The 13,547-nt window shown below is 46.9% G+C and carries 8 protein-coding genes; 7 read left to right on the forward strand and 1 reads right to left on the reverse strand.

The window, feature by feature from the left end; genetic code table 11:
* Positions 1–135: 135 nt before the first annotated feature.
* The 7 genes from AC5JBY_RS18220 to AC5JBY_RS18250 all read left to right on the forward strand — a co-directional run bounded on the left by AC5JBY_RS18220 (position 136) and on the right by AC5JBY_RS18250 (position 12,971).
* The gene (locus tag AC5JBY_RS18220) at positions 136–3,426 is read left to right on the forward strand and encodes a hypothetical protein (RefSeq protein WP_495906064.1); all 3,291 of its coding nucleotides are present in this window, start codon (positions 136–138) and stop codon (positions 3,424–3,426) included.
* Positions 3,423–5,345 carry a DUF3858 domain-containing protein gene (locus tag AC5JBY_RS18225; RefSeq protein ID WP_495906065.1) on the forward strand — a complete coding sequence of 641 codons (1,923 nt, stop codon included), beginning with the start codon at positions 3,423–3,425 and terminating at the stop codon, positions 5,343–5,345. Before AC5JBY_RS18220 ends, AC5JBY_RS18225 begins: the two co-directional genes overlap by 4 nt.
* A 6-nt stretch (positions 5,346–5,351) precedes the next feature.
* Positions 5,352–7,325 (forward strand): DUF3857 domain-containing protein, encoded by a 1,974-nt coding sequence (locus tag AC5JBY_RS18230; protein ID WP_495906066.1) that lies wholly within the window; start codon positions 5,352–5,354, stop codon positions 7,323–7,325.
* 105 nt (positions 7,326–7,430) lie between these two features.
* Positions 7,431–9,842, forward strand: a complete 2,412-nt coding sequence (locus tag AC5JBY_RS18235; RefSeq protein WP_495906067.1) for an ABC transporter permease — start codon at positions 7,431–7,433, stop codon at positions 9,840–9,842.
* Between the two features lie 90 nt (positions 9,843–9,932).
* On the forward strand, positions 9,933–11,045 hold the full coding sequence (locus tag AC5JBY_RS18240) for an acyltransferase family protein (protein WP_495906068.1): 1,113 nt from the start codon (positions 9,933–9,935) through the stop codon (positions 11,043–11,045).
* A gap of 100 nt (positions 11,046–11,145) precedes the next feature.
* Positions 11,146–12,189: an SDR family oxidoreductase gene (locus AC5JBY_RS18245; protein ID WP_495906069.1), complete on the forward strand. Its 1,044-nt coding sequence runs from the start codon at positions 11,146–11,148 to the stop codon at positions 12,187–12,189.
* Positions 12,186–12,971 (forward strand): helix-turn-helix domain-containing protein, encoded by a 786-nt coding sequence (locus AC5JBY_RS18250; RefSeq protein ID WP_495906070.1) that lies wholly within the window; start codon positions 12,186–12,188, stop codon positions 12,969–12,971. The genes AC5JBY_RS18245 and AC5JBY_RS18250 overlap by 4 nt, the downstream gene beginning before the upstream one ends.
* Positions 12,972–13,035: 64 nt before the next feature.
* On the opposite strand, the gene AC5JBY_RS18255 is transcribed toward AC5JBY_RS18250, so the two are convergent.
* Positions 13,036–13,485 carry an SRPBCC family protein gene (locus AC5JBY_RS18255; protein ID WP_495906071.1) on the reverse strand — a complete coding sequence of 150 codons (450 nt, stop codon included), beginning with the start codon at positions 13,483–13,485 and terminating at the stop codon, positions 13,036–13,038.
* Between the last annotated feature and the right edge of the window lie 62 nt (positions 13,486–13,547).

Raw genomic sequence — 13,547 nt, forward strand, 5'->3', positions numbered from 1 at the left:
CTTTGGATATTTCACTATGTGCCCGGCCCTTATCCCTCACAGATATATACTACTTATCCATAAAATAATACCTGCAGCAACTTCGTTTTTATCCTAATTACTGTTAACATTCACCTAATAAAGACCGTTGTAGTAATGATTGCCCGATTAACCCTGTTGACTGTACTCTGTACGTCCTCCCTCTTTTCTGTTGCCCAGCAAAAAGCCTTGCGTATTAATTCCGGTGAAATCATCGAAACCGGTATCAAGCTATACGATGAAGGCAAATACAAGGAAGCCCTGAAAGAATTTGATAAAGTTCCGGTGGGCGATACCAATTATGTATTAGCATTATACGAAAGCGCACTGACCTGTTCCGCAGACAGCCAATTTGCCCGCGGTATCGCTTACTGCGCAAAAGGGCTTGCCGACAGATCGGACCCTGAGCGTGACCCGGAACTGTTGGTGCTCTATGGGGCACTGTATGACTATAACAATGAACAGGACCGTGCGCTGCAGGTATTTGATTCGGCACTGCGTGTCTATCCCGCCTTCGTCAATTTATATCTCAATAAAGGCACTACCCTGATCCGGCAGAAAAAATACAAGGAGGCCGAACAAGTGCTTCAGCAGGCAGCACTCATAAGCCCCTATTCTCCCGGTGTACATCATAAACTGGGTATTAGTGCGATCAACCAGGGTAAGGTTGTACCGGGCTTTTTGTGTATGCTGGCCAGTCTGACGGTAGAGCCTGGCAGCAGGTATTCTAAAAACGCGATCAATCTACTGAGTGAGATATCTAAAAGCACGGATAATATTACGGAGGTACTCAATAAACGCACCGAGGACCCTTCCGATAATTTCAGGCTGATAGAGCAAATCGTGCTGTCCAAGATAGCCCTGGATAAAAGCTATAAGATCATCATTGATCTCGACGATAACATTTCGCGGCAAATGCAGGTGGTCCTCGAAAAGCTCGCATTTGACGATAGCGACAAGGATTTCTACATGCAGTATTATGTTCCCTTGTTTAAGAAGATATTTGAGGATAAGAAATTCGAATATTTCGTCAATTATGCCTTTGCGGGTGTAGACCTGCCAGTAATCCAGGATTTTAATAAAAAGAAGAAAAAGGATATTGAAGCTTTGAAAGCGGATGTGGTTGAATATTTCAACCTCGTCAGGGCTACCCGTGAATTGCAATATGCAAAACGCAATTACAATGGCCCCTGTTATCAGTTTTCCGAAGGAAAGCTGTATGGGAAAGGCACTGTTAAAGGAAAAGACATGCTTACGGGCCCCTGGACTTTCTATTTTGCTTCAGGCAATAAAAGGTCGGAAGGGCTTTTCAGTGACAAAGGTGAAAAGGAAGGCACTTTTTCCTATTACTATTTCACTGGTAAGCTTAAAGCCAACGAAGCTTTTCGCAATAACAAGCAGGACGGTAAGCAAATTTACTATTCCGAGCAAGGGGCTATTGAATCCAACTCAACCTATAAAGATGGGCAAGCCGACGGTACATACACCTCCTATTACTCAAATGGAGTCGTCAAGACCATCGAACCTTACAGCAACGGCCAACTCAGTGGTGTAAAGAAATCATTTTACAAGTCAGGTCATCTTCAAATGGAAGAGGCCTATGTAAATGGCAAACGCCAGGGACCTGCCAAAACCTATTATATCAATGGCCGGCCCGATACTGAAGGCACTTATGTTGACGACGAATTAAGTGGCGTCTTTAAGGGCTGGAACAGTAATGGGCTATTGAGTGTAGAAGGCACTTATACGCAAGGAAAGTTGATGGGCCCCGTGAAGCGATATCATGATAATGGCAAAATTCAATCTGTAGAAACTTATGACAAGGGTGTACTGGAAGGAGAATATGTGTCGTATCATGAAGACGGGAAGGTAGCTTATCGTTATATGAATAAGAAGGGAAAAACCTCCGGCGATATCAACTACTATGCTGAAGATGGTAAGCTTTATTCTACATTGACATTTGATGATGACAGGCTGAAAAGCGGCCGTTACTTTGATAAAACCGGCAAACAGATCAGCATTTCTGAATTGAAGAAAGGCAGACTTGACCTCACCACCTATAGTCCGGATGGCAGCAAACAAACGCTCACTCCTTATGGAGAAAAAGGCGCCCTGGATGGAACCAAAATATACTACTACGGTTCGGGCAAAGAGAATCTTTTGGAAGCTTACAAGAATGGCGATCTGAATGGTGCTACCACTGGCTATCACCAAAGCGGTAAAAAAAGCTACGTCGTGGAATATGCTGAAAATCAGAAAAACGGCTATTACACATCCTGGTATCCCGCCGGCGGTATGCGGGAGGAAGGCTGGTATGGTGAAGACCAGTTGCAGGGCGAATGGTTGAACTATGATAAATATGGCGCACTAACTTCAAGATCCTCGTATTTGAATAACGTCCGCAACGGCAGCAAGACTGATTTCTGGCCCAACGGCAAGCCTCATAGCACCTATATATACCAAATGGACAATATTGTGTCGCTCACAGAATACGACACAACGGGCAAGGTGATCAATGTGGTGAAGCTAAACAATGGCAACGGGAAATTCACCTCACGTTACCCCAATGGTAAATTGTACATAGAATGCAATTATGTGAACAATGAGATCGAAGGGCCACACAAGTTCTATTATCCTGATGGATCATTGATGCTTGTACAGCATTATGTACACGGCATGCTTGACAGCAACTATACCACATATAGCTATGGAGGCAAGGTGCGCATCGACGGCAGGTATAAAATGAATGCAAAAGAAGGTACCTGGAAATACTATACTCCCGAGGGCGTACTGTACTCTACAGAAGAATACAAATCTGACAAATTGCAGGGAAAAATGATATTCTATTATCCGAATGGAAAAATCGATACGGAAATCGACACCAAGGATAACGAGCGTCATGGCCTGTACAAGCGGTATGCCGAAGATGGCACCTTTATGTATCAACTCCGCTACGACCAGGGTTTGGAGGCAGGTTACAGCTACCTGGACAAGAACGGGCAACTGGTGCCTGAAATCCCGCTTATCCGGGGTAATGGCAAATTCAAGGCTTTCTACCAAAATGGCAATCCTTCTGGCACCATGGAATATGTAGATGGTACGTTACATGGTACTTACACCTTGTATCACCCCAATGGCAAAGTAGCAGTGACCGAGCAGGAAATATATGACGATGCCGAAGGCGTCCGCACTCAATACTTTTCCGATGGAAAGGTGCGCAATACGTACAGCTATGTACACGACAATCTGCATGGTCCCTACAAGGAATACAATGCCAAAGGAATTGTGACACAAGAAGGCAATTATTATGACGACGGCCTGCATGGCGAGCAACGCTTCTACGATGACAACGGGAAACTCAAGCAGGTGAGGTTTTATTATTACGGACAATTACTCGAGATCAAATGAAAAAATTAGCATCTTCATCCATTATATTGGCTACCGCGCTTGCGCTGCCAACCTGGGTTTCCGCACAGAAGGCGGAAGAATTGATAAGCAAGTATCCCGGGCAGGAAGCAGTACTGCTGAATAGTACTACTCAATACAAGATAACGCTCAAGGATGGTGAGCCTTCTGTAGAGAGCAGGGAAAACGAGCAGATGATGTACCTCTCAACAAACGCCGCCACTTATATGAGCCGGTATGGCTTTAGCCAAAGTGGCTTTCACAATGTGACAGAGTACGAGGCGTACACGAAAACTGCAGACAATAAAAAGATAAAGGTTACCAACTTCAAAACGGGTGACGGAAAATCCGGCAGCGTGTTTTATGACGATGTAAAACAAACCATGTTCGATTTTCCGGCCATTGGCCCGGGCGCGATTGGCGTCCTGGACCTGAAGATTACCCATAATAAGCCTTACCTGCTACCCGCTCATTATTTCGGCCGTAGAATACCGGTCGTGAATAATGAAATGACTGTCACTTTCCCTAAGGACATGTCGGTAAAATATATACTGAAGGGATTGAATACGGATAAGATCGTTTTTACGGAGTCAAAGCGCGGAAACGAGATCACCTACAAGTTCCAGGTGAAAGACCTGGCCCCGCTCCAAAATTACCCGGATGCTCCCGGAAGCGCGTATTATACACCGCACGTTGTGTTCTATATTGAAAAATATAAGAACGCGCAAGGTACAGAAGTAGCTTATCTGGCCGACACGAATACCATGTACAAGCTCAACTACAGCTTTGTTAAAGATATCAATAAGGAAGTGAGTCCGGAATTGAAAAGAGTAGTTGATTCGATTACCCACGGCATCAATTCACCTGAGGATAAAGCGCGGCGAATCTATCAATGGGTGCAGGAGCACATCAAATATATTGCCTTTGAAGCAGGCATGGAAGGTTTTATTCCCCGCGAGGCCAACCTCGTTTGCTCCCGCCGTTTTGGGGATTGCAAGGACATGAGTAGTATCCTTACGGTAATGCTCAATACTGCCGGCGTACCCGCTTACTACACCTGGATCGGTACCCGCACCCTCCCCTATTCATACCGGGAGACGCCGTTGCCGATGGTTGCCAACCATATGATCTGCGCTATCCAGTTAAAAAAGGATGAGTTCATTTTCCTGGATGGCACCGACGCCACCTGTATTTTTGGCATACCCGCATCGCACATTCAGGGAAAAGAGGCGATGATCGGCCTCAGTCCGGATCAATACAAGATCGTAACCGTTCCTTCTCCTGCCCAATCAGTCAGCATGCTGACGGACACGTGCTTTCTACAATTCACCGACAAAGGCATTTCAGGCTCCATTACGCAGCATATGAGCGGCTACTTTTCGATGAATACACGCGACATCTTAAATTATTATAGTGAGAAGGATAAAGAGGATTATATGAAGAGCCGCTTCACCCGGGGCTCCAATAAGTTTCAACTTGGCAATTATCAGATCGCCGGCAAAGCAGAAAAGGAGCACGTTACGCTCACTGCTAAATTCGAGCTCCAGAACTACGCCCGTAAACTGGCCGATGAGTGGTATATAAACCTGAACCTGCTCAAACTTTACGAGCATGAGGAGATCGATTATCCGAAGCGCACCATTCCGATGGAATTCGATTTCCGCTTTATAAAACGGTTTGTAACGGTCCTGACCATTCCGGAGGGATATAAGGTTTCTTATCTGCCCAAAGGCAAATCATTCAAGAATAATGTCTGGGGATTTGTTATTCACTATGAACAGAAAAACAACACGATTATCCTGACCCAGGAGTTTTACAACAATCATCTGTTGTTGCAACCCACGGAGTTTAAGGAATGGAATGAAGTATTGGAAAACCTCTTTCCGCAATACAAAGAATCTATCAGTATTTCAAAAATATAGTAACCCATGTTGACCCCTCTGAAGAAAGTATTAACCCTCGGCCTGGTGATCGGTCAGCTGAAAGCTTTTACGCAAACGGCTCCAGCGATCGAACGGGAAAAATGGACCAGTAGTGCTACGGTTCAAAAACCAGGTGATAAGTATAAGAATGAATCGGCCGTTATCCTGCTGGACAAGCGCCGGGTAGAATACATAGATGAGAAGGAAGAGGTTGCCTCTTACAGGACTTTACACAGGCGTATTCACATTATCGACGACAAGGGTATCGAGCAATTCAATAAGGTCTACCTCCCCGTCAACTCGAACAATGAGATCGTAGATATCATGGCCCGTACCATTCTCTCCAGCGGGAAGGTGATTACCGTCGACAGCAAGAACATCCGAGACCTGAAGGAGGATGATCAACATTATAAAATCTTCGCCATGGAAGGGCTTGAAAAGGGATGTGATGTGGAATTCTATTATACCTATAAGACGAATGTATCGTTTTTTGGTCGTGAGGTTATTCAGAATAGCATTCCTGTGCTGGAAGCAGAAGTGGCTATCATATCTCCTGAAAGGCTGATCTTTGAAACCAAGGGGTATAATCAGGTCAATGCAGCCGTAGACACTGCCCTTACTACCAAACGCATGATCGTTATCCGGCAGCAGGACATAGTTGGTGCGGAAAAAGAAAAATATGCTGCTTATAATGCCAACCTGAAACGAGTGGAGTATAAGCTTTCTTACAATGCCTCGCGTAGCAAAACCGAAAGGGTATTTACCTGGAATGAGCTGGCGAAGCGCGCCTATAGTATTTATGGCAGCTATACGGAAAAAGAAATAAAACGGGTTGCTGACGTAGTCAAGAAAAATGAATGGCAAAAGATCACGGGCAATGAGGTAGCCGTTGTAACGGCTGTAGAGAACTACCTGAAGAAGAATATTGGCACATCAGAAAATAATACTGACGAATCGGCCGAGGATATCGAGATGATCATTAAGAATAAGATCTCCAACCACCGGGGCATCCTGCGATTGTATGGCGCCATCTTCAAACAATTGAATGTAGAACATGAATTTGTGCTTTGCGGGTCAAGGCAGGATTATGCGATCGACCGGGCATTCGAGAACTGGAACAATTGTGACAACCAGGTGATCTACTTTCCAAAACTCAAGAAGTTCATAGCACCCACGCTGCTGGAAATGCGCTATCCACTCATTCACCCTGAATGGATCGGCACGAATGGCATATTCTGCAAAGGCACGACGATCGGCACTTTTACCACCGCTATTGCCGACATCCGTCGTATCAATGGTGAAGATTGCAGCTGGTCGAACAATAATATCGACGCCAAAATCAGCCTCAATGCCAGCCTCGATAGCCTGCTGGTAAACACCCGGCAATCCTATACCGGCTATTCATCGATCTACTACAGGGCCAGTTTCAATTATGGCACGGATGACGAGCAGCGACTGATGATCAAAGAAATGGCAAAGTTTGGAACCAACTCTGAACGTGTAATCAACTCCAAGATCGAAAACAAGGAAATGGAACACTTCCCGGATAATAAGCCTTTTGTACTGGACCTGGTGGTGAATGCCAGTGAGCTGGTGGACCGGGCGGGCAATAAGATCCTGGTAAAGATCGGTGAGATCATCGGTCCCCAGGCTGAAATGTACCAGGAGAAACCACGGCAGTTCGATATGGATGTCAATTACCCGCACGCACTGAACAGGACCATCGAATTTGTGATCCCCAAAGGCTATAAGATCAAAAACCCGGATGACCTCAATATCAAAAAGGTTGTCGAGGACAATGGTCAGGTAACCATGGGATTCGAATCTTCCTATAAGCTGGAAGGTAATGTATTGAAGGTTACGGTGAGGGAACAGTACTGTAACCTGCTGTATCCAATGTCACTATATCCCGATTTCCAGAAGATCATTAATGCCGCAGCTGACTTCAACAAGATAATATTGGTGCTGGAGCCCCAGTGATAGTCCCAGCGGGTTTCACCGAGAGAGGTCATCAAAAAGATGACCTCTTTTTTTATGCTATTTTAGCTGTCAGGCATCTTAGGTGCTTTCCCCAAAACTACTCTTATGCTTAAAACCTATTGGATCGTGGCCTGGCGCAGCCTCGCCCGCAATAAAATTTATAGCCTTGTCAACGTGCTGGGCTTAGCATTGGGTGTCAGTGCCTGTTTGTTCATTTACCTGATCACCCGGCACGAATTCAGCTTTGATACTTTCCATCCAGACCGTGACCGCCTCTTTTGTGTAGACTTTCAGATAAAGGATAATCATTTGAACCTCGTGCCTGGCCCCATGCCGGCCGCTATGCGTCAGGAAATGACGGGTTTACAGACCGTGGCGGCCTTTCATCGTTATACCGCCAACGTGACGATACCAGGTAGTTCCGACGTAAAGGCTCAACGCTTCGACGATGCGGGCAGCCTTATTATTGCAGAGCCACAATACTTCGACATCTTTCGCTACCAGTGGTTGAGCGGCAATGCCACCACGGCCCTGTCTATGCCTCACTCGGTGGTGCTTACTGAGGGAAAAGCCCGGGAATACTTTGGTGATCTCGATCCCGATAAGGTTATTGGGCAAACCCTCTATTACCAGGATTCGCTGGCGGTGTCGGTAACAGGGGTTGTTGCCGATTGGACGGGCAACAGCGATTTTAAGTTTAGTCAATGGATCTCTTTTGCTACGATCCCTGTTAGTTTTCTCAAGAATAGAATCACGCTGGACAATTGGGGCAAAATAAATCGTGCCAGCCAGGTGATGATCAAACTGCCAAAGGACGTCCGGCCATCGCAGATCGATGCGCAATTCATGCCTTTTCTGGAACGGCATTTCGGTGCGAAAACAGCGTTTGCCGCCCATTTGAAACCGCTGTCGGGCATCCATTTTCACCCTGAATATGGCGGTGAAGGCAGAAAAGCCAGCCTATCGGTCTTGTATACCCTCATGGCTGCGGCTGGCTTTATCCTTTTGCTGGCCATTGTCAATTTTGTCAATTTATCTACGGCGCAATCCATGCGAAGAGCGAGAGAGATAGGTGTCCGGAAGGTGTTGGGAAGTGGCAGGTCGGCCATCATTGTGCAATTTTTTATAGAAACCCTGGTGGTGACGGTGGCTGCAGTAGGCTTTGCCATGCTGATGATAAAGCCATTGTTCAGCGTGTTCAGTGATCTGATACCAGCCGGTGTTTATTTCCGGCTGGATGGTGCTACGCTGTTGTTTTTGTTGTTGGTGATCGTGGCTACTACCCTGCTGGCGGGTTTTTATCCGGCCAAGGTGCTGGGGGGCTACCAGCCCACGGTGATCCTGAAAGGGATCACGGCAACGCCGGGCGGGGGAAAAGGGACGCTGCGCAGAGGGTTGATCGTTTTCCAGTTTACCATTTCACTGTTGTTTATTATAGCGTCTCTCGTCGTTGGCTCTCAACTGCGGTACGCGTTGCAGGCGGACCTCGGTTTCAAGACGGATGCGATCGTGAACCTTGGTCATCCGCGGGACCGGAAGCCTGGCAAGGTAGCCGTACTGATGAATCAGATCCGGCAAATGACCGGCGTAGAGCAGGTGATCAAGGAAGGAAGGCCACCAATCGGCCGTATGCATTGGGGATTCGGTGGTGGTCAGTTGAAAGGCAGTGATGAGAAGCCGATCGAAATATCCATTCATTGTGGAGACGCAGATTACGTTCCTTTTTATGGTATGAAGCTGGTGGCCGGGCGCAATATGCATCCCGGCGATAGTACCCGGGAATTGCTGATCAGCGAGACTTGTGCGCGTGCGCTGGGTTTTACCGATGTGAACAAGGCCATTGGCCATGAGGTGGTCGTTGGCCCAGGCGAGGCTTATCCTGTTGTTGGCGTGGTGGCCGATTTTTATGAGAGTTCTTTTCGTCAGGCGACCTGGCCGGTCATTATCAAACATGATCCTATGGACGAGAACATCATTGCGTTCAAGATCGCTGCGAAGAATATGACCGCCGGTGAGGTGAAGGCGCTCATCGATCATATAGAGAAAGACTGGAAGGCTGTGTTTCCCGGCGTACCGTTTGAGCGTTATTTCCTGGACGAGAGCATAGGCCAATTGTATGAGGCCGATCTGCGGACCGGGGTGTTGATCAATGTGGCGATGGGGATCACTGTCTTTATTTCTTGTTTGGGCCTGCTCGGTCTGGCCATTTTTTCAACGCAAAAAAGAACGAGGGAGATCGGCATCCGGAAGGTATTGGGTGCTACAGTGTCGGGCATTGTGGTGATGCTTTGCAAAGACATCGTCGTGCTGATCGGGATCGCTTTGCTGATTGCCAGTCCACTGGCCTGGTACTTTCTGCATGACTGGCTACAGGGCTTTGTGTACCGGACGGCGCTTAACGGCTGGCTATTTGTGGCAGCAGGCGCAGCGGCTATCGGCATAGCGCTGCTTACTGTAGGTTTTCAGGCAACGAGAGCGGCCATGGCTAATCCGGTGAAATCGTTGCGTACCGAATGACAATGAGACTATTCGTCAATGTTTTGATACGATGTATGCAGGTTCGGATAAGTTATTTATTTAATCTTGCGGTTCCATACCTACAGACGAATGAATAATAACAGCCTTGCCACAAAGCCGCATTACCTCATATTGGACGGATTACGCGGTGTTGCCGCCATCATCGTTGTCACCTTTCATCTGGCCGAGCCATTAGGAACCGGGCACCTGGATATACTCGTAAACCACGGCTACCTGGCTGTTGACTTTTTCTTTCTGCTGTCTGGCTACGTGATTGGCTATGCTTATGACGATCGCTGGCATACAATGACCGTCGGCACTTTCTTCAAGCGGCGGATCGAACGGCTTCAACCGATGATCGTGTTGGGGATGACGCTCGGGGCAATCGGATTCTATTTTACCGACTCGACGATATGGCCGGACATTCATTCTGTTCCGCTCTGGAAAATGCTGCTGGTGCTGTTCATCGGTTATACTGTTTTACCTATTCCGTTATCAATGGATATACGTGGCTGGCAAGAAATGCACCCACTCAATAGTGTAGCCTGGTCATTGTTCTTTGAATACATTGCCAATATCCTGTATGCTATCGGCATCAGGAAGCTCTCCAAAACAGCATTGGGCATTCTGGTGTTGATCTCGGCCGCAACGCTTGCGCATTTGGCCATTACCAGTCCCAATGGAGATGTGAGTGGCGGCTGGACACTCAACGCGGAACATATGCGCATAGGTATTACCCGCGTTATGTATCCCTTCTTTGCGGGTCTGCTGCTTTCACGGATAGCCAAACCCACCCGCATTAAGCATGCTTTTTTATGGTGCAGCCTCCTGGTCGCTCTCGTGCTATATATGCCACGCATAGGTGGTGCTGAACATCTTTGGATGAATGGGATTTATGAGTCCGTATGTATCATCCTTATTTTTCCGCTCATTGTTTACCTGGGCGCCAGCGGCATGGTACATAGCGAGACAGAACGCAGGATATGCAAATTCTTAGGTGATATATCCTACCCTCTTTACCTCGTACATTATCCGCTGTTGTATTTCTATGTAGCCTGGATCAGCAATCATAAAGGCACAACCATCGCAGACGCCTGGCCTTATGCATTGTTGATATTGATAGGGTCTGTTATTCTGGCGTATGTTACTTTGAAATGGTATGATGAGCCGGTTCGCAAATGGCTGAGAAAAAAGCTTGGGTAACGAAGTGCCCATCATTCCCGGACCTCACAACAAAAAACTTTGGACCTGACAACAAAGTCGCCTTACACTATCGTTCGTTGCTTTGCATAAATTATTCAGGATGGAAAGCAAAGCAACAGTATTGGTAACGGGTGGGTCGGGGTTCATCGCCTCCTATTGCATCATTGCACTGCTCAATAATGGTTATAAGGTAAGGGCTACGCTTCGCTCATTAAATAAAGCCGAATTGGTAAAACAAATGCTGCAGGAAGGTGGCATCCGTTCTTTCGATGACCTATCTTTTGCTGAGGCTGATCTACAGGATGAGGCGAGCTGGGTGAAGGCGGTAGAAGGATGCCAGTATGTTATCCATGTGGCTTCACCCACGCCGCATACAGATGCCAAGACCGAAGATGATTTTGTGATACCAGCCCGGAATGGAGTGCTCTTTGTGCTTCGTGCTGCCAAAAATGCCGGCGTTAAAAGAGTGGTGCTCACTTCCGCTTTTGGCGCTGTAGGTTTCGGCACTGTAAAAACCACTCCTTATACGGAGGAAGACTGGACGGTATTGAACGACACTGTGTATCCCTACCAGCGTTCTAAGACCATCTCAGAAAGGGCTGCCTGGGATTTTATCAATAATGAGGGTAAAGGCATGGAACTGGCCGTGGTGAATCCTACGGGTGTTTTAGGGCCTATACTGTCGGATGATTTCTCGCACTCGATACAGAATATCAAACAGATGCTGAATGGGGATATGAAAGTGTTGCCCAAGCTCATATCGGGCTACGTGGATGTGCGCGATGTTGCAGACCTGCATTATAAGGCCATGACCATGCCACAGGCCAATGGGCAACGTTTCATAGCCGTGTCAGGAGAAGGGCTTTCTCTGTTGGACATTGCGAAGGTGCTGAAGAAACATCTGGGAGCAAAAGCTGCTCATGTGCCCACGAAGGAATTGCCTAACTGGTTTATTAAATTACTGTCTGTATTCATTCCCAAACTCAAAGCCGTGGCACCTTATTTAGGCATGGTAAAAAGAGCCAGCAGCGAGAAGGCCATCAGGCAGTTGGGCTGGCAACCACGCACTACTGGTGAGGCCATTGGAGCTACTGCCAATAGTTTACTTAAATTTGGCATCGTAAATCAGCAGGCAAAACGATGAAGATAACGGAGATCAAATCATGCTTTGTAGGCCCTGCAGTATCGCCTGAACAATTCATAGCAGAGCACTTCTTTTTGTTTGTAGCTAAAGGAACTATGAATGGCTATGATGGCAAGAAGCATAGCAGCCTAAAGCCGGGCGAAAGCTGTCTTGTGCGCAAGAACAGCCTGGCGCGGTATAATAAAGTAAGAGATCAGAACGAATTTGAAAAGGTCGTCATCTTTTTTGATGAAGCATTTTTAAAACAATTCCAGAGCAGACACAACATCGTTTATCACAACTACCGATCTAAGGAAGCGTTCATCAGGCTCAAAAAAGATAACCTTATCAATAGCTTCCTCTTCTCGCTGGAGCCTTACTACACCGGTACTGGCAGCATCAATGCTGCCTTTGCCGATCTGAAGCGCGAAGAGTTGCTACTCATCCTGCTGCAGCTACATCCCGAGCTGTCTGGCATTCTGTTCGACTTCGGTGTGCCGGGCCGCCTGGACCTGGAAGCTTTTATGCAAAAGAACTACAAGTTCAATGTAAGCATGGAGCGATTTGCCTTCCTCACCGGGCGCAGTCTGTCTGCTTTCAAAAGGGATTTCAAAGAAATATTCAATGACACGCCCAATCATTGGCTCATCCAAAGGCGGCTGGAGGAAGCCCACTTCCTCATCGAGGAAAAGAAGCAGCGCCCGTCAGATATCTATATAGAGCTGGGCTTCGAAGACCTGTCCCATTTTTCCTTTGCCTTCAAAAAGCGGTTCGGTTATTCACCGACTCATTCCACTAAATAATACAAGGAGCCATATAAAATTGATTTACATGGCTCCTTGCAACACTATCGTGATTGATATCTGATTAAGCATCTGGGATTTCGGGCTCTACCAATTTAGCCAGCTTTTCCAATGATTCCTGCCAACCTAAATAGCAAAACTCTGCAGGGATAGCAGCAGGGATACCTTCCTGCAGAATCTTTATTTCTGTACCTGCCATGTTCTTTTGGAGTGTAACAGTGGTCGTCATCCCTCCCGGCAGTTTTGGATCGTCGAACTGATCCGTGTATTTCAATAATTCGTTGGGCTTGATCTCGAGGTATTTTCCACCAAATGAATGGCTATTGCCAGTTGAAAAGTTTTGGAAAGACATCTTATGGATACCCCCTACTTCTACTTTCATTTCGTGAACGGTGCAAAGAAATCCATAAGGAGGCAACCATGACGCGATAGCGGTTGGTTCCGTGAATGCGCGGAATACTTTTTCCGGTGATGTTTTCAACACCCGGTGTAATGAAACTGAATTGTTTGACATATGCTATAATTTATCCCCTACTCTTTTGGCTTTTCGGTTCCGCCCGTTTTTTCAGGTGGTTG

Source organism: Paraflavitalea sp., assembly GCF_059502485.1.